This window comes from Aeromonas sp. QDB20, assembly GCF_027707805.1.
GTDB lineage: Bacteria > Pseudomonadota > Gammaproteobacteria > Enterobacterales > Aeromonadaceae > Aeromonas > Aeromonas dhakensis.
Window position 1 is genome coordinate 99929 of sequence record NZ_JAPCJC010000003.1, and the last position, 25519, is coordinate 125447.

Here is a 25519-nt window from a genome sequence, read left to right on the forward strand (position 1 = left end):
CCAGTTGCTATACTGCTGCCCCGTTTCGTCGCCGGGCAGGCCGTGGTGCCGGTGCGCTGGCGCGAGACAGGCAGACTGGACAGGATCGTCCAGCCACCCGTTTTCTCCTCCCCGGTTCAGTCGCCAGCGTGGTGGGCAGTCAGCCCGCATGGCACAGTTCGAGCCTGGCAGAAGAATCAATGCAAGGAGCCCTTGTCGCAAGACAAGGGCTCCTGCTTTATGGGTGCCATAACAACAATACTCACCACACAGCGACAGATTTCAGGATTGGTATGGAAAATCAAGCAGTTAAAGATTCTCACCAGGGGGCGGCCTCCCTTCGCCGCTGGCTGGAGCCGGTATTGGTGCTGGCCATCCTCGGCAGCCTCTTTGGCTACCTCGGCAGCCAGATGGGCCTCTCCGCCCTGGTCAACACCCTGTTCAACACCGCCCACCAGCTGCTGCTCAACACCGTGCTCTTCATCATGGGCATTACCGTGCTGTCGGGCGCGCTCAGCCAGCTGCTCAGCGAATTCGGGGTGATCCGCCTGCTGGAGGTGCTGCTGGCGCCGCTGATGAAGCCGGTGTTCCGGCTGCCGGGCCGCACCGCATTGGCGGCCCTGATGACCTTCTTCTCCGACAACCCGGCGGTGATCAGCCTCGCCAGGGACAGCCGCTTTCGCAAGGGTTTCACCCCCTGGCAGCTGGTCTCGCTCACCAACTTCGGCACCGCCTTCGGCATGGGGCTGATCGTGGTGACCTTCATGGCCACCCTGCAGCTGCCGGGGGACGAGTCTACCGCCAGTGCCGCGCTGATCGGCCTGCTCGGCGCCCTCATCGGCTCCGTGGTATCGACCCGTCTGATGCAGCGGATGATCCGCCCGCTGGTGGGGGAGACCCCGATCGCCGACGAGGTGGCGAGCGTGGGGGCCAAACCGGGTCTGAGCCGGGAGGCCGCTCCCACCTGGCTGCGGGTGCTCAACGCCCTGCTGGACGGCGGCAAATCCGGGGTGGAGCTGGGGATGGCGGTGATCCCCGGGGTGCTCATCATCAGCACCTTCGTGATGCTGCTGACTTTCGGCCCTGGTGAGAAGGGGTATACCGGCGAGGCCTTCCAAGGGGTGGCGCTGCTGCCGGTGCTGGCGGCCAAGGTGGGCTGGCTGTTCGAGCTGCTGTTCGGCTTCACCCACGCCGAGCTGGTGGCCTTCCCGGTCACCTCGCTGGGGGCGGTCGGGGCGGCCATGTCGCTGGTGCCTCCCTTCATCGGCAAGGGCTGGATCACCGGCAACGAGGTGGCGGTGTTCACCGCCATGGGCATGTGCTGGAGCGGTTTCTTGAGCACCCACACCGCCATGCTGGATGCGCTCGGCTATCGTCATCTCACCTCCCGCGCCATCGTGGCCCACACCGTCGGTGGCCTGTGCGCCGGGGTGGCGGCTCACCAGCTCTACCTCTGGCTGGGCTGATCCATCACGCAGCAAAAGGGCGCCGAGGCGCCCTTTTGCTTGCGTGGCCGACCGGCGGCCTCACAGGTTGCCCGGTTTGGGAATGGGGATACCGAGCAGGAAGTTGTCCATCATGCCGACCATGCGGCCCAGCTCCGGTTTGGTGATGGTGTCGTTGGCCCCCAGCTGCAGCGCCTTCTGGCGGTTGTCATCGCTCATCAGCGACGAGAACATGACGATGGGGATGGTCTTGAAGGCGGGGGTGTCGCGCAGCCGTTTGAGCAGGTGCATGCCGTCCATGCGGGGCATCTCCACGTCGGTGATGATGCCGCTGACGAACTCGGCCACCGGGATCTTCTCCTCCTGCGACAGGCGATCGAACTCCATCAACATCTCCAGCCCGTCGCCTCCGTCCTTGGCGGTCACCACGTTGTAGCCCGCGGTGCGCAGGGTGGTCTCGATCATCTTGCGGATGAAGGCGGAGTCGTCCACCACCAGGATGGTTTTGGCCTGGCGCATGGCCATCATGCGATCGTCGATGATGACCTTGCGATCCTGGGTCACATCGTACTTCTCCATGCTCAGCTCGGGGTTGATGTCGGCGATGATCTTCTCGAAGTCGAGGATCATGATGAGGTTGCCGTCGCGCCTGACCACCGCCACCACGCAGTCATTCTCGCCCGCCTCCAGGAACTGGCTGGGGGACTCCACATCCTCCCAGGAGACCCGGTGGATCCTGCTGACGCTGTCGATGAGGAAGCCGTTCGCCATCTTGTTGAAATCGGTGACGATGACCACCTTGTTGCTGTTGTCCGGGTTGGTTTTGATGCCAAGCCAGCCGGCCAGATCCACCAGCGGGATCAGCCGCTCGCGCAGGGAGAAGACCCCCACCATGTGACGCTGGGCGTTGGGGTAGTCGGTGGTCTCCGGCACCCGGATCACCTCGCGCACCTTGGCGACGTTGATGCCGTAGTAGGCTATTTTCTCGCGGCCATCGGGCAGCTGCTTCTTGAGGTGGAATTCGATGATCTCGAGCTCGTTGGTGCCGCTCTCGGTCAGAATGGATTTACGCTCTTCCCCGTCTTTGGCCATCATGGTCACTCTCGTGCTTCTGGTTGCGCTGGCAGCAGCCGCTGCGGTTTTCCCTCAGTATAGGAATGGATCTGCCGCTGACGACGGGATCCACACAAGATCGCCTCCATAACCGCTTGATCCCGCAGGCTGGAAGGCGCGTATCAGCCTATCAGGAAAAGCGCGGGGCGATGGAGAAGGCCATCACACTCGCCGCAAGGGGGAGTCATGGAAGAGAGTGTCGTGGTGATCGGTGCCGGCGGTGGGCTGGGGAGCGCCCTAGTGGCGCACTGGCTGGCGGCAGGTGCCGCGCCTGTCATCGCCATCAGCCGCCAGCCGCAACCGGCGGGGCTCGACAGCAGCAAGCTGCACTGGCTGCGCTGCGATTACAGTGATGAACAGCTGGCAGAGGCGGTGGCCCGCATCGGTGAGCTGGCACCGAGGCCGCGCTGGCTGGTGATATGCAACGGTCTGCTGCAGCAGGGAGGCATCCGGCCGGAGAAACGGTTAGAGGCGCTCAACCTCGAGGCCATGACCCAGCTCTACCAGACCAACGCCCTGCTGCCGCTGCGCTGGATCAGCCAGCTGCTGCCCCTGCTGGGGTCGAGCCCCTGTACCCTGGCCGTGCTCAGTGCCCGGGTCGGCAGCATTGGCGACAACCGCGCCGGGGGCTGGTATGGCTATCGCGCCGCCAAGGCAGCCCTCAACATGCTGCTCAAGTGCGCCGCCATCGAGCTCGCCAGACGGGCGCCCGGCGTCAAGCTGCTGGCGTTTCATCCGGGCACGGTGGATACCCCGCTCTCGCGACCGTTTCACGGCAACCTGGCCGCCGGCAGCCTGCACAGCCCGCAACAGGCTGCCGCGGATCTGGTGACGCTGATGGCGCTGCTGATGCCGGATGGCGAACTGAGCTACCTCGACTGGCGAGGCACGCCTATCGAATGGTAGTGGGCGGCAACAACCGGGCCAGCAGGCTGCGCAGCGCCTTGATGACCGCCGTCTTGCCCGCCAGTTGCAGCCTGGCCGCCAGCGCTCCCCAGTCGGCATATTGCCAGATGGTGGCGATCAGCAGTTGCCGCTCGGCGGGATCAAGCTGTGCCAGTTTCGTCAGGTTGCCCGCCAGCCAGCGTTGCAGGCTGGGTTGGCACAGCTCGAACGGCTTGTGGTGGTGGGCAAAGCAGGCCAGCTCATCCTTATCAAAGCCATCGAGCCCGCTCGAGCTGGCCTCCGCATCCTGCAGGCACTGCCACACCAGCTCGGATTCAAGGGTTTTCAGCTCGCCTGCCAGCAGGGTGGGCAGCTGGCACACGAAGCGTTGGTGCCACTCGGCCAGCTCGGCGGCGCGGGCCGGTTGCAGCGCCTTGAGCAGCAGGGCGGCGTGGCTGCCGCTGGCGGCATCCCGCTGCAGGCCGATGCGCAGCACCCTGAGCCCGGCCTTGCGCCAGAAAGGCAGCAGATCGGCGCTGGCCGAGAAGGCCGAGCCCAGATAGTCGAGCCCTGCCGCCTGATAATGCTGTTCGAGGTGGGCCAGCAGGAGCGACCCCAGCCCGTGGCGATGGAGAGTCGGGTGGATGGCGATGCGCATCACCCGGGCGTAGCTGCGCGCACCTGCGGTCTTGAAGCCGGCGTGCGCCAGCAGCGACTGGGGCAGCAGATGGCCGCGCGGGCGCCGCCGTCCGGCCCAGATCGCCTCGGCCAGCTCAGGATCTATCTCTCCTTCCCGGGCCACCAGCGCCACCCCGAGCAGATGCGGACCCTGCTCCAGCAGGTGGATGTCGAGGGCGGGGCTCTCCAGCAGGTAGCGCAGATCGCTCGGCGTGGTCTGGTAGTGGGCCAGCACCAGCAGGCCGAACACCTGATGGAGCAGTCCCTCGTCGGCAGCCAGTGCATCCTGCTCGAGCCGGCGCCAGCCAGGCTGGGTGGGGGCAGGCGGAGTCTCGACCTCGGCGTTGAGGCCGAGCAGCCGGAACACCAGTGGCTCCAGCGGATCCAGGCTGCTCCAGCGGAGCGGCTCGGCCAGGTGGATCTCCTGCCAGCCGGGCGTCTCGCGATCCAGCACCCGCTTGAAACGCAGGTGAAAACCGCGCCCCGTGCCCTCGTAGCCGTGCTCCGTGGTGGCGAAGACGATGCGACCGTGCCGGGCCAGCATGGCCTCCAGCAGCGGGGTGGGAATGGCGGCGGCTTCGTCTACCAGCAGCAGGTCGGGTTGCAGCGGTTCGTGTACCAGCCGATCCGGCGAGCAGTAGCTGAGCCCAGTCAGCAGTTGCGGCGCGTCTTCAAGGGCATGGGCCGCGTGGGCAAACAGGGTGGCGACCGTGGCCTGGGAGGGGGCCGTCACCAGGATCTGCAGATCGGGTTGTTGGCGCAGCAGCTCGGCGGCGGCCAGCCCCAGCAGGCTGCTCTTGCCGCGGCCCCGATCCGCACTCAACACCAGCGGGCGGCGGCGGTGACCGTGCAACACCTTGTGGATGGCGGGCAGGGCGCGCGCCTGATCGCAGCTCAATGGCCGCGCCGGCCCAACCGGCTGCCACTGGGTTGCCGTTGCAGGAGGGGCTAGCTCGAGGGCAGGGTCGCCCGCAAGCTGCCGCACCAGCCGGGCGAGAAAGCCGTGGCCCGCCAGCGCCATATCTTCCGGTTGTGCCACCAGCCGCACCCGGTCCGGATCCGGCCAGGCAGGCCATTGGGCTCGCGGCGGGGTCAGCAGCAGCAGCAGGCCGCCCGCCCGCAAGGTGCCCGCCAGCGCCCCGAACGCATCGGGGTGAAAACCGCTGAACGCATTGAATACAAGCGTGTCGCACTCCTGACCGAGTCGCTGCAGCGCCTTGGCCGCCGGCTGCGGGTGGTGCTCGGCCGGGCCATTCCCCAGCCAGTAGCTGACGCCGCCAAGCAACGCCTCGGCCCGGGCGATGCAATCAGCTTCATCACCTTCCAGCCAGATCAGCCGCCGTTCGCCGGCGCGGGCCAGCGCCTGGTGCAGCTCGTCGAGCGCAGCCGGCATCATGAGGCTGCGTTGTCGGCCGGTTTGCGGGGCTCGAACATGCGATCCCCCATCTGGTCGATGAAGGTGTGCGCCTTCTGCACCATGAAGCGCTCCGCATCGGCGGGGTTGGCAAACAGATCGGAGCGGATGAAGCGGTGGGTCTGCAGCACGCCGTCCAGCTCCTTGGTGATGCGGCCCGCCAGCCGATACTGACCCCCTTCGGCCATGGGCTCGGGATAGATGAGGTAGCCGGCATATTCGGTGGGGGTGACTTCGGCGACCGGAGCGGGCTGGCCGCCAAACAGGGCAGTGAACAGTTTCTTGAGCATGATGTTTCCCTCAGTGACAGGGCATTGTCACCAAGGGGTTGATGGCTGGCAAGCGGGGGATCTTATTACCAATCGTTATTTGCACTACGAACCATTCTCATTTAGATTTCATGGCAATTCAGCATGAGGTAAACACTATGTACGTCTGTTTGTGCCGCGGCATCACAGATTCCCAGATCCGCAAGGCGGTACAGGCAGGCAAGACCGAGTTTCGCCAGCTCAAGCAGTCGCTCGACGTCGGCGCCCAGTGCGGCAAATGCGTGCGCATGACCATGGAGATCATCGCCGCCGAACTCGACAAGGCCGAGCTGGAGCAGGCGCCGCTCTACTACGAGGTGGCCTGAGCAGAGCCTGTCGCCGGCAAAACCGGCCCGTCTTTTCAATCCCTTCCCGCTGGCGAGCAAGCTCGCCGGACCTCTTGTTGTCATCTTTCTGGACTAAGCTCTAAGGATCTAAGCCTCAGGCACGAACCAAGGAGCACTGTCGATGAAAGGAGATCCCAAGATCATCGCCCACCTCAACAAGGTGCTGGCCAATGAGCTGATAGCCATCAACCAATATTTTCTGCATGCCCGCATCTACGATGACTGGGGCCTCAAGGCGCTCGGGCACAAGGAGTATCACGAATCCATCGATGAGATGAAACACGCCGACGAGCTGGTCAAGCGGGTGCTGTTTCTGGAAGGGCTGCCCAACTTGCAGGATCTGGGCAAGCTGCGCATCGGCGAAACGGTGGAGGAGATGCTGCGCTGCGACTTGTCGCTGGAGATGGATGCCATCCCGGATCTGAAGGTGGCCATCGCCTACGCCGAGTCGGTGCAGGACTACATCAGCCGCGACCTGTTCCAGGATATTCTGGAAGACGAGGAGGAGCACGTGGACTGGCTGGAGACCCAGCTCGATCTCATCGATCGCATCGGGCTGGAGAACTATCAGCAGTCCCAGCTGCATCACGGCTCGTCCTGAATAGTTATGGCATGAAAAAACGATTAAAAAACCCGCTCAGGCGGGTTTTTTAATGTCCGTCTGCATAGCTTTTCATGAGGCTTATCATCATGAAAAGTAAGCTTATTTTTGTTAATCATGTCGCAAAAAAGCGAGCAAGAGAGGTGCACTATTGGAACCCCTTTTCGGGGGCAAACAATAACAACGGTTAAAGGACTACACCATGCACTTCTTGCCCAACAAACTGGCGCTGGCTTGTGCCATCGCACTCTCGCTTACTGCCTGCAATGACAACAGCTCCAACGCGCCGGCGGATCCCGCCGCCACCAAGACCTCCCTGATGCAGACCATGGACGAGGCCCTGCGCGAGAGCCAGGCGCTCGACCCCTACGGTTTTGCCATCGATGCCGCCAGCATCGCCAAGCGCAAGGCCCTCGACAGCGCCCTGCTCAAGCGGCTGGATGCCCTGGACGCGAGCGTGCTGAGCGAACGGGACCGGTTGTTCTACGACATGATCCGCTGGGATCTGCAGATCAACCTGACCGGTTACGATCTGCCACAGTCCCAGATCCCGATCCACCACTTCAGCAACCGGGTGGTGGACCTGGCCGATGAGGTAGGGGCCTCCCCGGCCAGCGGCAAAGCTGCCCGCACCGTCGAGCCCGGCTTCGACTACTTCGAGCAGAGCTCGGCCGAGCGGGTCGCGCCGGGGGATGCCACCTGGCGGCGCGACATCGATCGCCCGGCAGCGGCACCGGTTGTGGCCAGCAAGGCGAGGGTCGCCACCGCACCACTGGCCTGGTATCAGGAGCATCTCAGCTGGCTCAAGGCCTATGACGGCTACCTTGCCGAGGTGAAGCACCAGTTCGAACTGGGCAGCGCCCAGGGCAACACCCTGCCGGACGAGCTGGTGGACCGGCTGCTGGCCCAGCTCGACAGCAAGCTGGAGGGCGAGGCGATCGCCGGTTCCTACCTCGGCTGGCAGCAGCTGCCGGGAGAGGCGGACGAGGCGCTGCGCAGCGAGTACAAGGGGGTGCTGGACAGCATCAACGGCCGCTATCTGGCGCTGCGCGACTACCTGGATTACCAGCACGGCGGCGCCTATGCGGTGCGCCTTGGCAGCGGCGAGTGCGACGACGGTTTCTGCGGCATGACCAATGGGCGCGACTGGTATCGCTGGCTGCTGAAGAAGCACACCACCACCGACATGACGCCGGAGCAGGTGCATGCGCTGGGGCTGAGCGAGGTGGATCGGATCTTCGGCGCCATGGTCAAGGTGTGCCATACCGTCGGCAAGTGTGACAGCGACGACGTGACCCAGAGCAAGCAGAGTGGCCAGATTTACGCCTTCTTCCGCTATCTGAACGAGCCGGCCTTCTTCTACCAGAATCCGCTGGCGGTCTGGTCCGCCGGCCTCAACCCGGACAATGCAGCCGGTGCGACCCTGAGCGGGCCGCAGCAGCAGGCGCTGGCCGAACATGAGCGGGCACTGCAGGAGTACAACGCCTTCAAGAGCAAGGCGGCGCTGGTGCTGCCGGACTTCTTCGATGCCGAGCGCACCATTCCCAAGCTGGATTACGAGGTGGTGCCCGTCTCCTATGCGGATGCGCCATACGGCGGGGTGGCCTGGTATCAGGACGGCAACCCGCAGACCGGCCGCAAGGGGCAGTTCTTCCTCAACACCTACTACCCCTATGGTCTGCAGAGCTGGAACATCAGCACCCTGCTGGCCCACGAGGCGGCGCCAGGCCACCACTTCCAGATCACCATCGCCCAGGAGTTGGCCGCCAAGGATCCCGACTTCCCGCAGTACGTGGCGAACGCCTCCTACACCGCCTATGCGGAGGGCTGGGCGCTCTACACCGAATACCTGGCGGATCACGACATGGGGCTCTATCAGGGGCGCGGTCTCTATGATCCGGCGGTGGGGGACGTGAAGGTCGAGGGATCGTCCGCCTTCAACAACCAGTTGCAGTACTTCGGTCGCCTCAACGAGGAGATGCTGAGGGCCATGCGGCTGGTGGTGGATACCGGCATCCACTGGTATGGCTGGAGCCACGACCAGGCCGTCAACTACATGAAGGAGAACTCGGCGCTGGGGGCGGGGGACATCAGCTCCGAAGTGCCGCGCTACATGGCCTACACCGGCCAGGCGACCTCCTACAAGGCGGGCCAGCTGGCGCTGATCCGGATGCGGGAGTCGGCTGAGCAGGCGCTGGGCGGAGGCTTTGACCTCAAGGCGTTCCACCACCATGTGCTGGAATACGGCATGCTGCCCATCTCGGTGCTGGAGCAGAAGAACAAGCAGTGGATTGAACAGTCGAAGTGATCACAGTTACGGCGCCCGGCAAGGCAACGGGCGCCGCTTTCGATTAGGATACGGCTCTATTCAAACAACACTGCTACGGATGATGCCCATGGAACAGATCGCCCGTGAGATGGCGGCCCACAAGCGAGTGGCGCTGGTGGCTCACGACAACATGAAGACCCCCCTGCTGAACTGGGTGATGCGGCGCAAGGAGGAGCTCAAGCTCCACCACCTCTACGCCACCGGCACCACCGGCACCATGCTCGGCAAGCAGGCACAACTGCCCATCACTTGTCTCTTCTCCGGCCCTATGGGGGGCGACCAGCAGCTCGGCGCCCTGATCGCCGAGGGCAAGATCGACGTGCTGATCTTCTTCTGGGATCCCCTCAATGCGGTGCCGCACGATCCGGACGTGAAGGCCTTGCTGCGCCTTGCGGCAGTCTGGAACATCCCGGTCGCCACCAACGAGGCGACCGCCGATTTCATCATGGACTGCCCCCACATGCGCCAGGCGTTCAGCGTGCAGATCCCGGACTACGCCGGCTATCTCAAGGCGAGAACCCAGTAACGGGGCAGAAAAGACAGAGCCGGCCATGGGGCCGGCTCTTTTTATTGGCGGGAACGAAGATCAGCGCTGGAAGCTTTTCTGCGCGAACTTGGGTCTGGCATTCATGATCTGCTCCACCTGCTCGTCACTCATCTTGCCGCGCGACAGCCCCAATACCTTGTAGGTGAGCAGCGGCCGGGCCGGCAGGGCGATCATCAGGGCGCGGATCTGGTTCTCGTCCTCTTTCTCGCGTACCGGTTTGCCATAGGCATAGGTCAGTACGCCGGCATCCATCAGGTTTTTGACGGCAGGCTCGGTGATCGGCAAGTTTATGACGCTTTTGCGCTGCAGCACGAACTCGCGCAGCACCGCCTTCTCGTTGAAGTCGAGAAAGGAGATCATCTGGGCCAGCTGATCCTGCTGGCGGCGGGACTGCCACTCGTCGCAGGCCCACTCCCAGGCGATCAGGAAGCCCTGACTGCAGAAGTAGGAGATGGCGATCAGCATGCCGACGCCGAGCCAGGCGGCGTGTGTGGCGGCCCACTGGCTGACGGCTCCCTTCATCAAACCGGCCGGAAACAGCAGGATGATGCTGCAGCAGAGCAGCAGCCAGACCATCAGCCAGTTGAGGCGGTTCAGTTGATAGAAATGTTGGATCCACCGTTTCATCGTTCACCCTTCCCAAATCAGTGTGGACAGTAGTCATCTCATAGCAAACGGTGTGCCAAGGCGAGGTGTTCACCGGCAGGGGAGTGGATCCAGACGACAAAGCAGGTGGAGAGTACGGTTACATTCCCTTACAACTTGTTGAGCGAATGATCATTAGTTTGCCTTGTGAGGCGGCGCTCAACTTGGTAAAAAGCCCGCACTGTCATAGGGGAGTAGCAACCCGCCCGTGATCCGGGCAGGGCTCATGTCAACATTCTTGGATCCTCAGATCCATGGCATGGGCGGCGATGGCATCCATCGCTCTGCAAGACCTTTGGCCTCGATATGCAAGCCAGCCGGGCGAGCCGTATCGGGTCCATTGGTTGTTCTGCTCGCCTGGCGGTTACTCATCATGCTGATCACCCTGCTGTTATTTCTGCTCTCTGCCGTCACCATCTATCTGGCCTGCGAATATTTCGTCAATGGCATCGAATGGACCGGCCACCACTTCAAGTTATCCCAGAGTGCCACCGGCTCCCTGCTGGCGGCCCTCGGCACGGCCCTGCCCGAATGCATCGTCACCCTGACCGCCTTGCTGATGGGGGATGCCCCCGCTCAGCAGCAGATAGGCATAGGTGCCGCCCTCGGCGGCCCGCTGGTGTTGGCCACCATAGGTTATGCCGCCGTCGGCGTGACCCTGCTGTTGTGCATGAGCCGGGAGCACAGGGCCATCGATGGCGAGGTGCAGCGCGAGATAGGCCGTGATCAGGCCTGGTTCGTCGGCATCTTCCTGGTGGCGGTGGCCCTCGGCATGGTGGCCTTCACCGGTAAAACCTGGCTGGCTCCGCTGTTCGTGCTGGTGTATCTGGTCTATGTGCGGCGCGAGCTGAAACAGACCGACAGCCACGAGGTCGAGTTGCCAGAGCCCCTCAAGCTGGATCCGGGCGCCGAGATCCCGGCGCTCGGCAAGGTGCTGCTGCAAACCCTGGTGGCGCTGGTGGTGGTGGCGCTGGCGGCCCAGCTGTTCGTTCACCAGCTGGAGAGCATGGGCGAGCTGTTCGGTCTCTCGCCGGTGCTGGCGGCCCTGCTGCTGAGCCCGGTGGCGACCGAGATGCCTGAGCTGATGAACGTGCTGATCTGGGTGCGGCAGGGCAAGCACAGGCTGGCGCTGGCCAATATCTCGGGGGCCATGATGATCCAGGGCACCATTCCCAAGGCGTTCTGCCTGCTGTTCACCCCCTGGCTGCTGGACAGCACCATGATGGTCTCCTCGCTGGTGACCCTGCTGGCGGTCGTGCTGTTGTGGTGGGGATTCAGTCGGGAGCGGATGACGGCCGGCAGGCTCGCCTGGGTGGGGCTTATCTATCTTGGCTTCTGCGGCTGGCTGGTCATGGGCTGATGTGCCACGAACAAGGGCGGGATAGCATCCCGCCCTTTTTATGGTCATTCCCTCTGCCGGCCGAGGCCGGGTAGGGTGATCAGAACTGCTGGAACCAGCGCTGGATCTGGGCCGGATCCTTGCTCTGGGTCAGGGCGAGCATCAGCAGGACCCGCGCCTTCTGCGGGTTGAGGGTCTCGGCGGCGACGAAGCCGTACTTGGCGTCATCGATCTCGGCATCCAGGGTGGTGGAACCGGTCGGCACGCGGGCGGAGCGCACCACCCGGATGCCGTCCTTGCTCGCCTTGGCCAGGGTGTCTAACAGGGTGTGGTAGAGGTTGCCGTTGCCCACCCCGGCGCTGACGATGCCGTCGAACTTGGCATCCACCATCGCCTTGGCCGGCAGATCGGTGGCGTTGGCGTAGCTGTAGACGATGCCGACCTGCGGCAGCTTGTCGAGCTTGCTCACGTCAAACGGGGTCTTGCTGGTGTGCTGGCGGGCCGGGCTGCGCTGATAGTCGATCTTGCCGTTGTGGATGTAGCCGAGCGGGCCGAAGTTGGGGGAGGCGAAGGTCTGCACCCCTGTGGTGTTGGTCTTGGTGACGTCGCGGGCATCGAGCACGGTGTCGTTCATCGCCACCATGACGCCACGCCCCTTGGAGGCGGGGTCGGAGGCGGTCACCACGGCGTTGTAGAGGTTCATCGGGCCGTCGGCGCTCATGGCGGTGGAGGGGCGCATGGCGCCGACCAGCACCACCGGCTTGTCGCTCTTGACGGTCAGATTGAGGAAATAGGCGGTCTCTTCCATGGTGTCGGTGCCGTGGGTGATGACGATGCCGTCCACGTCATCCCTGGCCAGCAGCTCGTTGACCCGCTTGGCGAGCTTGAGCCATACCTCGTCGTTCATGTCCTGGGAGCCGATCTTCACCACCTGCTCACCCTGCACGTCGGCCACGTTCTTCATCTCGGGCACGGCGGCGATCAGCGTCTCGATGGCCACCTTGCCGGCCTCGTAGTTGGACTGGGTGGCGGACTGCCCCGCCCCGGCAATGGTGCCGCCGGTGGCCAGGATATGGACGTTGGGCAGGGCCATGGCCATCGGGGAGAGGGTCAGGCCGAGGACGGCGGCGAGCAGGGTCTTGCGGATCGGGAGAGTCATGCTGCAATTCCTTCTGGGTGATAAAAATTGCAGCAAGTTTGCGCTTTCTGTTGCAGGGGTTTGTGATGACTCTCACCAAAAAACAGCTGGATACAGAACTTTAACCTGTTTTATACCTACATAGAGATAATTTAACTCGCCGAGAAGCCTTTGGTTTCGATCAGGGCGATCAGCTCGGCCTTGCTCAGCTCGCTCTCGATGACGGCCTTGCTGCTGGCAAAGTCGACGCTGGCGCTGCTGACGGCAGGTTGGGCCAGCAGGGCTTTTTGCAGGCTGACGGCGCAGCCACCGCAGGACATGCCGGAGACGGTGAGTTCGATGGTCATGGGATATCTCCTCTGTTGATTGACTGTCAGCGTAAAGCTGCCGCCCGCGGCAAGGTCAAGGGGGTGATGAAGGGGTGAGGGCCAGCAGGTTTGCTGCTGGCTAGCCCATCAGCCCCAGGTAGTTCATCAGGGTGGCCCCCAGGCTGGTGGTGACGAGCGAGCCAAGGGTGGTGGTGGCGATGATGTTGGCCGCCAGGGCGCTGTCGCCCCCCATGGCGCGGGTCATCACATAGCTGGCGGCGGCGGTGGGGGTGGAGCTGATGAGAAACAGGATGCCAAGGGCCTGCGGGCTGAAGCCGAGCGCCCAGGCGCCCATCACCAGCAGCACCGGGATGCACAGCAGCCGGTTGGCGGTGGCCCAGCCGGTCAGCAGGGCACCGCCGCGCAGGGCCTTGAGGTTGAGGCTGGCGCCGGTGCAGAGCAGCGCCAGCGGCAGGGTCATGTTGGCGAAGTAGTTGCCCGTGGTGATCACCAGCTGGGGCAGCTCGATGCCGAGCAGGCCGAACGGCAGGGCCGCCAGGATGGCGATGATCAACGGGTTTTTGGCGATCCCCCTGAGGATCGGTTTGATCCCCTTGCTGCCCCCCAGGCTGCGGGTCAGGGTGATCACCGCAAGCACGTTGTAGAGCACGGTGACCGAGCCCACCAGCAGGGCGGCGGCACCGATCCCCTCGGCGCCGTAGGCGTTCTGCACATAGGCCAGCCCCATGATCCCCATGTTGCCGCGAAAGCTGCCCTGCACGAAGATGCCGCGCTGGCGCCGCTCGGGGATGAAGCGGGCCGCCAGCAGCTCCAGCACCAGAAAGCCGGTGAGGGTGCCGAGCAGGCCGTAGACGATGAGCCAGGGGCTCGGCATGGTGGAGAAATCGGTGCGCACCATGCTGAGAAACAGGAGCGCCGGCAGGGTGACCTGGAACACCAGGCGGGAAGCGGACTCGACGAAGCTGTCCGGCAGCAGGCCCAGCTGCTTGAGCCAGATGCCGAGCAGCAGCACCACGCAGATGGGGCCCGTGATGGAGAGGGAGAAGTGCAGACTGGCCAGCAGAGTCATGATGGATCTCCTGTGCGATAAACGGGGCCCGTGACGGAGAGAGATGGAAGCAGACTGGCGAATAGACCCATGATGCGCGTCCTGTGCGATGGCGGGTGGCACGGCATGCGCCGGCGCCAAAAGGGCATTCTAACGCCATGGGCTTGTATTCACAGGGGTTAATCACAACAATGTGGGCAATTCCACCGCCGAGCCCCTGTGAGCCACTTCATGGACAAAAAACTGACCATCCTCGATATCGCCCGACTCAGTGGTGTCGGCAAGTCGACCGTCTCCCGGGTGCTCAACCAGGATCCCAAGGTGAAGCAGGCGACCCGCGAGCGGGTGGAGCAGATCATCGCCGAGCACGGCTTTGTGCCGAGCAAGTCGGCGCGGGCCATGCGCAGCCAGAGCCAGCAGGTGGTGGGGATCATCGTCTCGCGGCTCGACTCCAGCTCGGAAAACCAGGCGGTGCGCGGCATGCTGGAGACCCTCTACCGGCGCGGCTACGACGCCGTGCTGATGGAGAGCAAGTTCTCCCCCGCCAAGGTGCAGGAGCATCTGGCGGTGCTGGAGCGGCGCGGGGTGGATGGCATCATTTTGTTCGCCTTCAACGATCTGGACTATGCCGCCATGGCGCCGCTCAGGGAGAAGCTGGTGCTGGTGGCCCGCGACCATCCCGGTTTCTCCTCGGTCTGTTTCGACGATGCCGGTGCGGTGCGCACCATGCTGGGCCAGCTCGCTAACCGCGGCATCCGCGACATCGCCTACCTGGGGGTGGACACCGCCGACCTCACCACCGGCCAGCGTCGACTCGATGCCTACCTCGGCTACTGCGCCGAACAGGGGCTGACGGCGCGCAGCGCCCTCGGCGATCTCAGCTTGCAGAGCGGCTACCGGCTGGCGGCTGAGTTGCTCACCCCGACCACGGGCGCCCTGGTCTGCGCCAGCGACACCCTGGCCATAGGTGCCGCCAAGTACCTGCAGGAGCAGGGGCGCAGCGAGGTGCTGGTGACCGGCCTTGGCAACAACCCCATGCTCACCTTTCTCTTCCCCAACGCCCTCAGCCTGGATCTCGGCTACAAGGGGGCGGGGGAGCAGGCCGCGCGCCAGCTGCTCGGCCAGATCGAGCAGGATCAGCGCCCGCTGGCGACCATAGCTCCCTGCCACTCTTTGTGAACGCCATCACCTAGCACCGCACAAAAAATGCGCTTTTTGTGACCTCGGCCACGAATTGGGAACGTTCCCATTTTGATCGGGACCAATTGGCGGCATGCTAAATGGGAACGATACCAAAAACGCTCGGGCCCACAGACTGGCCCAAAAGGGCGACGCAGACCAATATCAATGGAGTCACAGAGGGAAGGCTCATGTCCAAGATCAACGCACAACATCTGGCCACGCTCATCGACAAGATCGGTGGCAAGGAGAACATCGCAACCGTCAGCCACTGCCTGACCCGGCTGCGCTTCGTCCTCAACGATCCGGCCAAGGCCGACAGCAAGGCCATCGAAACCATACCGGCGGTGAAGGGAAGCTTCACTCAGGGCGGCCAGTTCCAGGTGGTCATCGGCAACGAGGTGGAGCAGTGGTACAAGGCGCTGACCGAAGAGATCGGCGTCAGCGGCGGCAGCAAGGAGGCCGCCAAGCAGGCGGCGCGCCAGAACATGAACCCGCTGGAGCGGGGCATCTCCCACCTGGCGGAGATCTTCGTGCCCCTGCTGCCGGCCATCATCACCGGCGGTCTGATCCTGGGCTTTCGCAACGTCATCGGCGACATCAAGATGTTCGACGATGGCACCCACACCCTCACCGAGATCAGCCAGTTCTGGGCTCAGGTGCACGCCTTCCTCTGGCTGCTGGGCGAGGCGATCTTCCACTTCTTGCCGGTGGGCGTCTGCTGGTCGGCGGTGAAGAAGATGGGCGGCTCCGAGATCCTGGGTATCGTGCTCGGTATCACCCTGGTGTCGCCCCAGCTGATGAACGCCTACGGCATCGGCCAGCAGACTCCCGAGGTGTGGGACTTCGGTCTGTTCGTGATCCAGAAGGTGGGTTATCAGGCGCAGGTCATCCCGGCCCTGCTGGCTGGTGTCTTCCTCGCCTGGGTGGAGACCAATCTCAAGCGGATCATCCCGGCCTACCTCTACCTGGTCATAGTTCCCTTCATCTCCCTGTTGCTGGCGGTGATCGTGGCCCACGCCTTTATCGGCCCGTTCGGTCGCTGGCTGGGTGACGGCGTCGGTTTCGCTGCCAAGGCGGCCATGACAGGTTCGTTTGCCCCCATTGGTGCCGCCCTGTTCGGCTTCCTCTACGCGCCCCTGGTCATCACCGGTATCCACCACACCACCAACGCGGTGGATCTGCAACTGATGCAGAGCATGGGTGGCACCCCGATCTGGCCGCTGATCGCCCTCTCCAACATCGCCCAGGCCTCTGCGGTGGTCGGCATCATTCTGATCAGCCGCAAGGAGAACGAGCGGGAGATCTCGGTGCCTGCCGCCATCTCCGCCTATCTGGGGGTGACCGAGCCGGCCATGTACGGCATCAACCTCAAGTACAAGTTCCCCATGCTGTGCGCCATGGTGGGCTCGAGCCTTGCGGCCCTCATCTGCGGCTTCGCCGGGGTGATGGCCAACGGCATCGGGGTAGGGGGCCTGCCGGGCATCCTCTCCATCCAGCCGCAATACTGGGCCGTCTATGCCATCGCCATGCTGGTGGCCATCGTTGTGCCTATCGTGCTGACTCTGCTGGTTTACCAGCGCCAGCAGGCAGCCGGCAAGCTGGCTCAGGCCAGCGCCTGATCCCACGCATCAGGGCGACCCGCAGGGGTCGCCCTCTCCCTTTTTCATTCGAGACAAGAGCAAGACCCATGAGCCAAACACCCTGGTGGCAGAGCGCCGTGATTTACCAGATCTACCCCAAGAGCTTTCAGGACAGTGGCGCGCGCGGCACTGGCGATCTCAAGGGGATCATGGCCCGCCTCGACTATCTCAAGACCCTCGGCGTCGACGCCCTCTGGCTGACTCCGGTGTACGTCTCGCCGCAGGTGGACAACGGCTACGACATCGCCGACTACCTGAATATTGATCCCGCCTACGGCACCATGGCCGACTTCGAGGCGCTCTTGGCCGCCGCCCACGCGCGCGACATTCGGATCGTGATGGACATAGTCGTCAACCACACCTCCACCGAGCACGCCTGGTTCAAGTCGGCGCTGGGGGACAAGAACAGCCCCTACCGCGACTACTACATCTGGAAAGACCCGGTGGAGGGTGGTGTGCCGAACAACTGGCAATCCAAGTTTGGCGGCAGCGCCTGGGAGCTGGATAAGGCCACCGGCCAGTACTACCTGCATCTCTTTGCCCGCGAGCAGGCGGATCTCAACTGGGAGAACCCGGCCGTGCGCGCCGAGGTGAAGAAGATCATCCACTTCTGGGCCAAGAAGGGAGTGGACGGTTTCCGCCTCGACGTCATCAACCTCATCTCCAAGGATCAGCGCTTCCCGAGCGACGACAGTGGCGATGGCCGCCGCTTCTACACCGACGGGCCGCGCATCCACGAATTTTTGCAGGACGTGAGTCGTGACGTGTTCGCCCCGGTGGGCGCCATGACGGTGGGGGAGATGTCCTCCACCAGCCTGGAGCACTGCCAGCGCTATGGCGCGCTGGACGGCTCCGAGCTCTCCATGGTGTTCAACTTCCACCACCTCAAGGTGGATTATCCCAATGGCGACAAGTGGACCAAGGCGCCGTTCGATTTCCTCGAACTCAAGCGCATCTTCAACCACTGGCAGAGCGGCATGCACGGCAAGGGGTGGTCGGCCCTGTTCTGGTGCAACCACGATCAGCCGCGCATCGTCTCCCGCTTCGGTGACGAGGGCGAGCATAGGGTGGTTGCCGCCAAGATGCTGGCCAGCACACTGCACGGCCTGCAGGGTACCCCCTACATCTATCAGGGGGAGGAGATCGGCATGACCAACCCCGGCTATCAGTGCATCGATGACTATCAGGATGTGGAGAGCCGCAACATCTTCGCCATCAAGCAGGCCGAGGGGATGGGTGAGGCCGAGATCCTGGCCATTCTCGGCGCCAAGTCCCGTGACAACTCGCGTACCCCGATGCAGTGGAGCGCTGCGGCCAATGCCGGCTTCACCAGTGGTACCCCCTGGCTCAAGCCCGCCGCCAACTATCCCGAGATCAATGCCGAGGCGGCGCTGGCCGACACCGACTCGGTGTTCTGGCACTACCGGGATCTGATCCGCCTGCGCAAGAGTCATCCCATCTTCACTCACGGGGATTATCAGGAGCTGCTGGCGGGGCACCCGCAGATCTGGGCCTATGCCCGCCGAGCCAACGGTCAGACCCTGCTGGTGGTGAGCAACTTCTACGGCGAGCCGATCAGCTTCGCACTGCCGGAGGAGCTAGCCACCGGCAAGGGGCGCCTGCTGCTTGGCAACTACCCCGATAGCCCGGCCCGGCCGCAATCCTGTATGCTGCGCCCTTATGAATCCCTGATCTGGCTGGTGGAGTAGGCGATGAGCGAGGTGATGATGAAGGCGGCGGTGCGTGGCCCCGAGTGGCAGAAGATGGTGGCGGGGGAGCCCTATGATGCGGGCGACCCCGAGCTCAAAGCAGCGCGCGAGCGCTGCCGCAGGCTCTATCACACCTTCAACACCAGCTGGCAGGAGAAACCGGCGCGCGATGCCCTGCTCCATGAACTGCTGGGCAGCCGCGGCAAGGAGTGCGCCATCAACCCGCCCTTCTTTTGCGACTACGGGGCCAACATCTTCGTGGGCGAGAACTTCTACGCCAACGTTAACTGCACCATCCTCGATGTGTGCGAGGTGCACATCGGCGACAACGTGCTGCTGGCGCCTGGTGTGCAGATCTACACGGCCGCTCACCCGGTGGCGGTGGCGCCGCGCATCAAGGGGGTGGAGTTCGGCAAGCCGGTGCGCATCGGCCACAACGTCTGGATCGGTGGCAGCGTCGTCATCTGCCCCGGCGTGACCATTGGGGACAACAGCGTGATCGGCGCTGGCTCAGTGGTGACCAAGGATGTGCCGGCGGGCGTGGTGGCGGCCGGCAACCCCTGCAAGGTGCTGCGACCCATGACGGCAGCAGAGCTGGCTGGTGGCTAGTGGTACCCGCCAGCGCGCACTTTCCAACACCAAGGGCAGGCTATCCTGCCCTTTTTCTTGCCCGTCATTGGCTGAACCCGGGATGTACAGCCACTTCAGATTTTTTGAACATCTAGGCCAGTTTATCTCGCTAACAATGGCAAGCCTGGATGTTTAATATTCACTCAACGCTTAGGCAGGAACGCCAAGCGGCCAAATAACTGGTCGTTCAAGGCTGTGAGACCTTCAAATAGGAGGTCTGATGTTGGTGAAAGAACTACACACTATTTGAATAACCTCTTGCATGGATGCATTGATTCGGGGCCGTCGGCCCAGGCAATGACATAGAAACCAAGAGAGTGAATGAACATGAAAAACGTAATCAAGATGCTGGCCGTTGCAGGCCTGATGACCGCAGGTTTTGCCCAGGCTTCCGTTCCGGCTGACTTCAACGCCGCCCCGGGTGTGCTGTTTGTGAACTGGCACGCCACCGCTGCCGTCGAAGGCAAGGCCAACCCCATGCTGGAAGTACGTGACGAGTCTGGTGATGTGGTTGCCTCCGTGCACGCCAACCTGATGGGCAGCCAGCAGGTGCAGATCCCGAGCCGCACCCAGGGCAACCTGACCGTGAGCCTGGGTGAGCAGAGCAGCGACTACCGCATTCCGTTCGGTATCGGCAGCGGGCGTCAGCGCTAAGGGCTCCCCGGGCAACCGGACACCCATGCGAGACAAAACAGGGAGGCCGAGGCCTCCCTATCGTCGTTGACAAGAAGATGCTCCAGCTCTGGCTACCGAGCTCAAAGGTGCAAGCCGACCGTTGATCGCCATACGGCAGATCCTCGGCGCGGCCAGTTCGCAGCGCACTCTTGCGCCACACTCTCGCGCCGCGAAGCGTGACAGATCCTCTCTTCCTATAGACCGCCTTTCATTTCCCTGCCCGACCATGCCGTTGGTGCCGTGCAGCTTGCACACATTCTGTCTGTTCAATGCATTGCGCGGGTCTGCTTGGCGATATCCATCTGCTGACAGCAACCTGCCGCCTGCCGTTTTCCCGTTCCACAGAAGCCTATACTCCCTGAAGAACCAGTTGTGGGAGTAGTGATCATGCGTAGTCTCGTCTTGTTGGCCTGCTGTTGTATGGGGTCGGCCCTGGCTGCCCCGGTACAGCTCAGGCTGCTGGAGTGGGGGTATCTGCCCGCCGGATATGAACAGCAATTTGCCGAGTACGCCAAGCGCGAGGGGGTGAAGGCGACGGTGACCCGGATCGAGCCGCTGCTCACCGACTTTGACAGCGTCTATCGTGCTCTGCGTACCCGCAGTGCCGACGTGGTGATGCCGACCAGTACTTCTACAAGGCGCATCATCAACCCCTCTTCAAGCTGCTGCTGCCCATCGACTTTGGCCGCTTGCGCCATTACCAGGAGGTGAGGCCAGCGCTCAAGAATACCGAGTATGACAAGTTGGGGGAGCGCAACTATTCAGTGCCCTTCTCCTATGCCATGTTCAGCCTGGCTTACGACAGCAATCAGGAAAGCACCCCGCCCACCAGCTGGCAGGCGTTGGCCGAGCCGACGCGGCAGGGGCAATTTGCGGTTTTCTGCGATCAGTTTGAGCCCTTGCTCTTCTCCGTACTGCTCTCCCTTGGCAAGTCACCCGCCCTCTTTGCCAGCGGTGAAATGCTGGCCGATAGCCCATTGCAAAATGAAGTGGAAGGGCAACTGACCCGGCGGCTCAAGGCGAGCCGGGGCTTCTGGTTCAATCAGGCCAATCGGTGCGAGGATCTGCGCCATCAGCGCCTGGCCACCACCTGGGGGCTGGAGCTGGTGGAGTGCAATCGGCAAAACGGTCAGCAGTGGCGCATCGCCATGGTAAGGGAAGGGGCCATCTATGCCCTTGATGCCCTCTCGATTGCGCGGGATGTCGGGGATGATCCGGTCAGGCTCAAGGCGGCCTATCTGCTGATCGACTTCCTGTTGAGCGAACCCCTGCAGAGCCGCATGTTGATGGGCACGCCGACGGTTTCCGGCAGCAATGGATCGGCCCGCCCCCCGCTGACCCCGGAGGAGCAGGCCGTGTTGCCGCCGCAGGCCCTGCCTGAATTTGACGAGCGCCTGCTGGTGCCGGCCCTGCCTGCACACATCAAGAATCGCTACAAGCGGATGGTGCAGCAGGCCCTGGCCAGCAGTGGCAAGGAGGGGCTGGCCAAGGTGTGTCCCTGGGATCTGGCGAACTGATGCCGGCGCTAGCGAGGTGTCAGGACGGGGCGATCGGAGAGGAGCTCCTGCACCAGCTGCACGGCCAGCGGGATGTTTGTGTCCATGGTATCCCCATCTTGTGCTTCGGCTTTCCAGCTGTCGGGGGCTTCCGGATGGGGCCCGGAGACGGCCACCTTGCCCCTGCCGTAGGCGCTCATCAATGCGGCGATCCGGCCATCGTCGAAGTAGGCAAGTTCACGCACCGGTTCGGTGCCTGGCTGCAGGGCGAAGGTAGGGCCGGCCTGGTAGTACATGCGGCGCACCTCCCCGAGCCAGCGAATCTCATGGATCTTGGGAGAGAAGTCACCGTCGTAGTCGTCAGACTCTGCCGGCACCAAACCGAGCGCCTTCACATAATTGCCCTCGTCGGCCCAGCCCAGAGACGCGACAAAGGCACCGCCGCAGATCCCCAGATAGCGCCCGCCCTGACTCAGATAGCGTTTGAGCGCCCCGGCGATGGCCGGGGTGAACCGATGAACCAGGGGCTCTACGTCATCTTCGGTCCCGCCGATGATAAACAGACGGGCGCCCGCCAGCTTGGCCGGGAGCTCGCTCAGGTTGTCGAGATAAACCACGGGGAGGCCAGCCTGTTTGACCACGGCGGCGATCGCCTCGTTGCTATCCGGGTCCGAGATGGGGCCGGTATAGAGCAGGGCGTAGCCTGTCGGATTGGCGTCTAGCTGTGGCTGGCTCTGGGCCTCGCCGGCGAGGCAGCAGAGCATCACAAGGCTGGACCACAGCAGCCAGCGCACTGGTCGGCTCGCTGATGACCTCAACGCGTGAAGGCCAAGGTGTCGGTTGCTCAACATATCATCTTCCTATGTGGGTCATCGCTGTGGGGGTCAGGCCGACTCATCAGTCGGCCCGGTTGGGGGATGGGGTGAGCCGCAAGTGGCCGGCTCTGTGGGCGCCGCGCGGCCCTGATGGGACCATTCGCTTCGCAGCAGGGCAAACACCGCAGTGTCCCACCACTGCCCCTTGAAGTAGCGATGCTCGCGAAAGTGCGCCTCCTGGCGCATCCCGAGCGAGGAGCAGAACCGTATGGCTGCCCGGTTCAGGGACAGGGGCTCGGCATAGATGCGGTGCACCCCGAGCGATGCAAACCCAAAGCCCGTTAGGGCCGAGGCCGCCTCCTGCATCAGTCCTCGTCCCTGGCTGTGGCGCGCCATGCCGCACCCCATCGAGGCCTGCTCATCGCTCTCCAGACGCAGGCAGACTGTGCCGATCAGGGCATTCGTCGCCTTATGCTCGATCGCCAGCTGATAGGCGCGCCGGGGGCGCTCGCCGGCCTGCTCGACCAACAGTCGGGTCAGCTCCCGGTTCTTCTGCGCCCGGCCATCCTCCTCGCTATAGAAGCGCTGATAGTGCTCGTCCTGGGTGGTGGCCACGAAGGCCGCCTCGTCGTCGAGGCGCATATCGCGCAGCCTCAGGCGATCGGTCTCAAGGATAAACATGCAGGCCTCCTCCAATGAGCGGCCATTATGGGGCCTGGGATGAGGGAAGGGACAATCCCCAACCGGGGGGCGTCTCGGTGGTTGGTCGCACACCTCGCCTCGGCGAGGGTCAGGGGAGTCAATACCGTGCCCCTATTGCCTTATGCGGCGCAGCCGCATCTTCCTTACCCGGTGTATTTCCAAGACGAATGAGCCCTCCCGGCCAGGGAGGGCTCGTGCTTGCCACAGGCCAGGCACTCGGTCGAGCGCCTCCTGATACGCCTCTACAACTTCACCATGATATGCCGCGGCACCGTGTAGTCCTCCAGGGCGTAGAGGGAGAGATCCTTGCCGTAGCCGGACATCTTCATGCCGCCGTGGGGCATCTCGGAGGTGAGCATGAAGTGGGTGTTGATCCAGGTGCAGCCGTACTGCAGGTGGCTGGCCACCTTGCTGGCAAGGCCGAGATCCCGGGTCCAGACCGAGCTGGCGAGGCCGTAGTCCGAGTCGTTGGCCCACTGCACCACCTGCTCGGCGTCTGTGAAGCGGGTCACCGACACCACCGGGCCGAACACCTCCCGGCGCACGATTTCATCCTCCTGGCGGGCATGGGCGATCAGGGTCGGCTCGAAGAAGAAGCCGTTGCCGGGGCGGATCTTGCCCCCCGCCGTCACCTCCACGTGACCGCTGCTCTGGGCCCGCTCCACGAAGCTGGCCACCCGGTTGCGCTGCCGGTCCGAGATGAGCGGTCCCATCTCCACCCCCTCCTCGCGCGGGCCGCCGACCTTGATGGAGGCCACCGCATCCGTCATGGCGGCGACAAATTTGTCGTAGATCTTGCCCTGGGCATAGATGCGGCAGGCGGCGGTGCAATCCTGGCCGGCGTTGTAGAAGCCGAAGGTGCGGATGCCCGCCACCACGGCCTCCAGATCCGCATCGTCAAAGATGATGACCGGCGCCTTGCCCCCCAGCTCCAGGTGGGTGCGCTTCATGGTGCGGGCGGCGCTCTGCAGGATCTTCTGGCCGGTGGCGATGTCACCGGTCAGCGACACCATGCGCACCAGCGGGTGCTCCACCAGCGGCGCCCCCACGCTCTCGCCCCGGCCGCAGACGATGTTGATGACGCCGCGCGGGAAGAGCTCGCTGGCGAGCTCCGCCAGGCGCAGGGCGGTGAGGGGGGTCTGCTCGGAGGGCTTGAGCACCACCGTATTGCCGGCGGCGAGCACCGGGGCCATCTTCCAGGCCGCCATCATCAGCGGATAGTTCCAGGGGGCGATACTGCCCACCACGCCGATGGGGTCGCGGCGGATCATGCTGGTGTGTCCCTCGATATACTCCCCGGCGAGTGGCCCCTGCAGGCAGCGAGCCGCGCCGGCGAAAAAGCGGAAACAGTCCACCACCGCCGGCAGCTCGTCATTGAGCACCGCCAGATAGGGCTTGCCGCAGTTGAGGGATTCCAGCGCCGCAAACTCCTCGGCGTGGCGCTCGATGGCATCGGCCAGGCGCAGCAGCAGGGTACTGCGCTGGGCTGGCGTGGTGCGGCTCCACTGGGCGAAGGCGCGCTGGGCGCCGTTCACCGCCCGGTTCACCTGCTCGAACGAGGCTTCTGGCACCGAGGCGAGAAGCTCCCCGGTGGCTGGGTTGAGGATGGGCTCGGCCGGGCCGTCACCGGTGACGAACTGACCGTCGATCAAGAGTTGGGTAGAGAGTTTCATGGTTGCATCCTTGCGCACGCGTTGAGTCGTTATTTGCCACTGCCGGCGACGTCCTGGCCGTCGCGGGTGAGGTAGTAGGCAAGCAGAATGGGAATGGTGGTGAAGGCCACTATGATGAGCGCCACCACGTTGGTGACCGGCCTGTCCCGTGGCCGGATCAGCTCCTGATACATCCAGATCGGCAGCGTGGTCTGCTGGCCGGCGGTGAAGGTAGTGACGATCACCTCGTCAAAGCTCAGCGCAAACGCCAGCATGCCACCCGCCAGCAGGGCGGTGGCGAGGTTGGGCAGGATCACGTAGCGCAGAGTCTGGAAGCCGTCGGCACCGAGATCCATCGACGCCTCGATAAGGCTCTGGTTGGTGCGGCGAAAGCGCGCCAGGGCATTGTTGTAGACCACCACCACGCAGAAGGTGGCGTGGCCGATGACGATGGTCCAGAAGCTGAAGGGGATCTCCATCACCCCATAGGCGGAGCGCAGCGCGATACCGGTGACGATGCCGGGCAGAGCGATGGGCAGTACCAGCAAGAGCGACACCACCTCCTGGCCGAAGAAGCGGCTGCGGGCGATGGCCCCCGCCGCCAGGGTGCCAAGCACCATGGCCACCAGGGTAGCGAGCCCGGCCACCTCCAGCGACAGCTGGATGGCGCGCCACACATCGGGGCGGTTGAGGGTCACCTCGAACCACTTGAGGGTGAGCCCGGGGGGCGGGAACTGGTAGCTCTTGCTCTCGCTGGTGAAGGCGTAGAGGAAGATGAACAGGATCGGGAAGTGCAGGAACAGGAGGCCCCCGATGGCCGCGTACTTGAGCAGACCGGAGGGCTGGCTGCCATGGTCCCGTTTCATGGAGGTA

23 protein-coding genes, 1 pseudogene and 1 riboswitch are annotated in these 25519 nt (G+C 63.8%); of the genes and pseudogenes, 13 read left to right on the plus strand and 11 right to left on the minus strand.

Features of this window, described 5'->3' with window-relative positions:
* The first annotated feature begins 272 nt into the window (after positions 1-272).
* On the plus strand, positions 273-1445 hold the full coding sequence (locus PG897_RS04255) for a CD0519/CD1768 family membrane protein (protein WP_201879880.1): 1173 nt from the start codon (positions 273-275) through the stop codon (positions 1443-1445).
* A gap of 60 nt (positions 1446-1505) precedes the next feature.
* On the opposite strand, the gene PG897_RS04260 is transcribed toward PG897_RS04255, so the two are convergent.
* The gene (locus tag PG897_RS04260; RefSeq protein WP_005305558.1) at positions 1506-2519 is read right to left on the minus strand and encodes a chemotaxis protein CheV; all 1014 of its coding nucleotides are present in this window, start codon (positions 2517-2519) and stop codon (positions 1506-1508) included.
* 204 nt (positions 2520-2723) lie between these two features.
* Between PG897_RS04260 and PG897_RS04265 the strand changes: the two genes are divergently transcribed.
* On the plus strand, positions 2724-3443 hold the full coding sequence (locus tag PG897_RS04265; protein WP_043171473.1) for an SDR family NAD(P)-dependent oxidoreductase: 720 nt from the start codon (positions 2724-2726) through the stop codon (positions 3441-3443).
* Here PG897_RS04265 and PG897_RS04270 read toward each other — a convergent pair.
* Positions 3430-5496 (minus strand): tRNA(Met) cytidine acetyltransferase TmcA, encoded by a 2067-nt coding sequence (locus PG897_RS04270; RefSeq protein ID WP_270828747.1) that lies wholly within the window; start codon positions 5494-5496, stop codon positions 3430-3432. The genes PG897_RS04265 and PG897_RS04270 overlap by 14 nt on opposite strands.
* Positions 5493-5804, minus strand: a complete 312-nt coding sequence (locus PG897_RS04275) for an HlyU family transcriptional regulator (protein WP_017788213.1) — start codon at positions 5802-5804, stop codon at positions 5493-5495. The genes PG897_RS04270 and PG897_RS04275 overlap by 4 nt, the downstream gene beginning before the upstream one ends.
* Positions 5805-5941: 137 nt before the next feature.
* Between PG897_RS04275 and PG897_RS04280 the strand changes: the two genes are divergently transcribed.
* The 4 genes from PG897_RS04280 to PG897_RS04295 all read left to right on the plus strand — a co-directional run bounded on the left by PG897_RS04280 (position 5942) and on the right by PG897_RS04295 (position 9625).
* Positions 5942-6148 carry a bacterioferritin-associated ferredoxin gene (locus PG897_RS04280; protein WP_010635984.1) on the plus strand — a complete coding sequence of 69 codons (207 nt, stop codon included), beginning with the start codon at positions 5942-5944 and terminating at the stop codon, positions 6146-6148.
* A 142-nt stretch (positions 6149-6290) separates the two neighbouring features.
* Positions 6291-6770, plus strand: coding sequence for a bacterioferritin (gene bfr, locus PG897_RS04285; RefSeq protein WP_005314068.1), 480 nt, complete (start codon positions 6291-6293; stop codon positions 6768-6770).
* A gap of 202 nt (positions 6771-6972) precedes the next feature.
* Positions 6973-9078 (plus strand): DUF885 domain-containing protein, encoded by a 2106-nt coding sequence (locus tag PG897_RS04290; protein WP_201879883.1) that lies wholly within the window; start codon positions 6973-6975, stop codon positions 9076-9078.
* Between the two features lie 88 nt (positions 9079-9166).
* Positions 9167-9625: a methylglyoxal synthase gene (locus tag PG897_RS04295; protein WP_168967660.1), complete on the plus strand. Its 459-nt coding sequence runs from the start codon at positions 9167-9169 to the stop codon at positions 9623-9625.
* 60 nt (positions 9626-9685) lie between these two features.
* Here PG897_RS04295 and PG897_RS04300 read toward each other — a convergent pair whose 3' ends face one another.
* Positions 9686-10273, minus strand: a complete 588-nt coding sequence (locus tag PG897_RS04300; RefSeq protein ID WP_010635988.1) for a superinfection exclusion B family protein — start codon at positions 10271-10273, stop codon at positions 9686-9688.
* Positions 10274-10468: 195 nt separating this feature from the next.
* Positions 10469-10576: riboswitch (yybP-ykoY riboswitch) on the plus strand.
* An 88-nt stretch (positions 10577-10664) separates the two neighbouring features.
* Between PG897_RS04300 and PG897_RS04305 the strand changes: the two genes are divergently transcribed.
* Positions 10665-11651, plus strand: a complete 987-nt coding sequence (locus PG897_RS04305) for a sodium:calcium antiporter (RefSeq protein WP_041204774.1) — start codon at positions 10665-10667, stop codon at positions 11649-11651.
* A gap of 79 nt (positions 11652-11730) precedes the next feature.
* On the opposite strand, the gene ansB is transcribed toward PG897_RS04305, so the two are convergent.
* The 3 genes from ansB to PG897_RS04320 all read right to left on the minus strand — a co-directional run bounded on the left by ansB (position 11731) and on the right by PG897_RS04320 (position 14166).
* Entirely contained in the window at positions 11731-12789 is a 1059-nt protein-coding gene (gene ansB / locus PG897_RS04310) for an L-asparaginase 2 (protein ID WP_043171468.1), read from the minus strand.
* A gap of 131 nt (positions 12790-12920) precedes the next feature.
* A complete protein-coding gene (locus PG897_RS04315) occupies positions 12921-13115 on the minus strand; it encodes a heavy-metal-associated domain-containing protein (RefSeq protein WP_017766443.1) in 195 nt (64 codons plus the stop codon).
* Positions 13116-13215: 100 nt separating this feature from the next.
* Positions 13216-14166, minus strand: a complete 951-nt coding sequence (locus tag PG897_RS04320) for an AEC family transporter (RefSeq protein WP_099359835.1) — start codon at positions 14164-14166, stop codon at positions 13216-13218.
* Between the two features lie 210 nt (positions 14167-14376).
* On the opposite strand from PG897_RS04320, the gene treR reads away from it, so the two are divergent.
* From treR to PG897_RS04350, 6 genes and pseudogenes are all read left to right on the plus strand, one after another.
* Complete coding sequence (gene treR / locus PG897_RS04325) at positions 14377-15324, plus strand: trehalose operon repressor TreR (protein WP_201879886.1); 948 nt, start codon at positions 14377-14379, stop codon at positions 15322-15324.
* Positions 15325-15515: 191 nt separating this feature from the next.
* Positions 15516-16946, plus strand: a complete 1431-nt coding sequence (treB, locus tag PG897_RS04330; RefSeq protein WP_019840679.1) for a PTS trehalose transporter subunit IIBC — start codon at positions 15516-15518, stop codon at positions 16944-16946.
* Positions 16947-17014: 68 nt separating this feature from the next.
* Positions 17015-18676, plus strand: a complete 1662-nt coding sequence (treC, locus tag PG897_RS04335; RefSeq protein WP_043171465.1) for an alpha,alpha-phosphotrehalase — start codon at positions 17015-17017, stop codon at positions 18674-18676.
* A 3-nt stretch (positions 18677-18679) separates the two neighbouring features.
* The gene (locus PG897_RS04340; protein WP_043171464.1) at positions 18680-19285 is read left to right on the plus strand and encodes a sugar O-acetyltransferase; all 606 of its coding nucleotides are present in this window, start codon (positions 18680-18682) and stop codon (positions 19283-19285) included.
* A gap of 342 nt (positions 19286-19627) precedes the next feature.
* Positions 19628-19960 carry a hypothetical protein gene (locus PG897_RS04345; RefSeq protein ID WP_010635997.1) on the plus strand — a complete coding sequence of 111 codons (333 nt, stop codon included), beginning with the start codon at positions 19628-19630 and terminating at the stop codon, positions 19958-19960.
* Between the two features lie 441 nt (positions 19961-20401).
* Positions 20402-21498: pseudogene (locus tag PG897_RS04350) on the plus strand (ABC transporter substrate-binding protein).
* Positions 21499-21506: 8 nt separating this feature from the next.
* Here the strand turns inward: PG897_RS04350 and PG897_RS04355 are convergent.
* From PG897_RS04355 to PG897_RS04370, 4 genes are all read right to left on the minus strand, one after another.
* A complete protein-coding gene (locus PG897_RS04355; protein ID WP_043171462.1) occupies positions 21507-22271 on the minus strand; it encodes a hypothetical protein in 765 nt (254 codons plus the stop codon).
* Between the two features lie 90 nt (positions 22272-22361).
* A complete protein-coding gene (locus tag PG897_RS04360) occupies positions 22362-22973 on the minus strand; it encodes a GNAT family N-acetyltransferase (RefSeq protein WP_043171461.1) in 612 nt (203 codons plus the stop codon).
* Between the two features lie 263 nt (positions 22974-23236).
* Positions 23237-24667, minus strand: a complete 1431-nt coding sequence (locus PG897_RS04365) for a gamma-aminobutyraldehyde dehydrogenase (protein ID WP_201879892.1) — start codon at positions 24665-24667, stop codon at positions 23237-23239.
* Positions 24668-24696: 29 nt separating this feature from the next.
* Positions 24697-25512, minus strand: coding sequence for an ABC transporter permease (locus tag PG897_RS04370; RefSeq protein WP_010636002.1), 816 nt, complete (start codon positions 25510-25512; stop codon positions 24697-24699).
* Positions 25513-25519: the final 7 nt, after the last annotated feature.

Excerpts from the sequence above, each read along its gene's own strand:
- PG897_RS04255 (WP_201879880.1), top strand. The coding sequence starts at position 273 with ATGGAAAATCAAGCAGTTAAAGATTCTCACCAGGGGGCGGCCTCCCTT.
- PG897_RS04260 (WP_005305558.1), bottom strand. The coding sequence starts at position 2,519 with ATGATGGCCAAAGACGGGGAAGAGCGTAAATCCATTCTGACCGAGAGC.
- PG897_RS04265 (WP_043171473.1), top strand. The coding sequence starts at position 2,724 with ATGGAAGAGAGTGTCGTGGTGATCGGTGCCGGCGGTGGGCTGGGGAGC.
- PG897_RS04270 (WP_270828747.1), bottom strand. The coding sequence starts at position 5,496 with ATGATGCCGGCTGCGCTCGACGAGCTGCACCAGGCGCTGGCCCGCGCC.
- PG897_RS04275 (WP_017788213.1), bottom strand. The coding sequence starts at position 5,804 with ATGCTCAAGAAACTGTTCACTGCCCTGTTTGGCGGCCAGCCCGCTCCG.
- PG897_RS04280 (WP_010635984.1), top strand. The coding sequence starts at position 5,942 with ATGTACGTCTGTTTGTGCCGCGGCATCACAGATTCCCAGATCCGCAAG.
- bfr (WP_005314068.1), top strand. The coding sequence starts at position 6,291 with ATGAAAGGAGATCCCAAGATCATCGCCCACCTCAACAAGGTGCTGGCC.
- PG897_RS04290 (WP_201879883.1), top strand. The coding sequence starts at position 6,973 with ATGCACTTCTTGCCCAACAAACTGGCGCTGGCTTGTGCCATCGCACTC.
- PG897_RS04295 (WP_168967660.1), top strand. The coding sequence starts at position 9,167 with ATGGAACAGATCGCCCGTGAGATGGCGGCCCACAAGCGAGTGGCGCTG.
- PG897_RS04300 (WP_010635988.1), bottom strand. The coding sequence starts at position 10,273 with ATGAAACGGTGGATCCAACATTTCTATCAACTGAACCGCCTCAACTGG.
- PG897_RS04305 (WP_041204774.1), top strand. The coding sequence starts at position 10,665 with ATGCTGATCACCCTGCTGTTATTTCTGCTCTCTGCCGTCACCATCTAT.
- ansB (WP_043171468.1), bottom strand. The coding sequence starts at position 12,789 with ATGACTCTCCCGATCCGCAAGACCCTGCTCGCCGCCGTCCTCGGCCTG.
- PG897_RS04315 (WP_017766443.1), bottom strand. The coding sequence starts at position 13,115 with ATGACCATCGAACTCACCGTCTCCGGCATGTCCTGCGGTGGCTGCGCC.
- PG897_RS04320 (WP_099359835.1), bottom strand. The coding sequence starts at position 14,166 with ATGACTCTGCTGGCCAGTCTGCACTTCTCCCTCTCCATCACGGGCCCC.
- treR (WP_201879886.1), top strand. The coding sequence starts at position 14,377 with ATGGACAAAAAACTGACCATCCTCGATATCGCCCGACTCAGTGGTGTC.
- treB (WP_019840679.1), top strand. The coding sequence starts at position 15,516 with ATGTCCAAGATCAACGCACAACATCTGGCCACGCTCATCGACAAGATC.
- treC (WP_043171465.1), top strand. The coding sequence starts at position 17,015 with ATGAGCCAAACACCCTGGTGGCAGAGCGCCGTGATTTACCAGATCTAC.
- PG897_RS04340 (WP_043171464.1), top strand. The coding sequence starts at position 18,680 with ATGAGCGAGGTGATGATGAAGGCGGCGGTGCGTGGCCCCGAGTGGCAG.
- PG897_RS04345 (WP_010635997.1), top strand. The coding sequence starts at position 19,628 with ATGAACATGAAAAACGTAATCAAGATGCTGGCCGTTGCAGGCCTGATG.
- PG897_RS04360 (WP_043171461.1), bottom strand. The coding sequence starts at position 22,973 with ATGTTTATCCTTGAGACCGATCGCCTGAGGCTGCGCGATATGCGCCTC.
- PG897_RS04365 (WP_201879892.1), bottom strand. The coding sequence starts at position 24,667 with ATGAAACTCTCTACCCAACTCTTGATCGACGGTCAGTTCGTCACCGGT.
- PG897_RS04370 (WP_010636002.1), bottom strand. The coding sequence starts at position 25,512 with ATGAAACGGGACCATGGCAGCCAGCCCTCCGGTCTGCTCAAGTACGCG.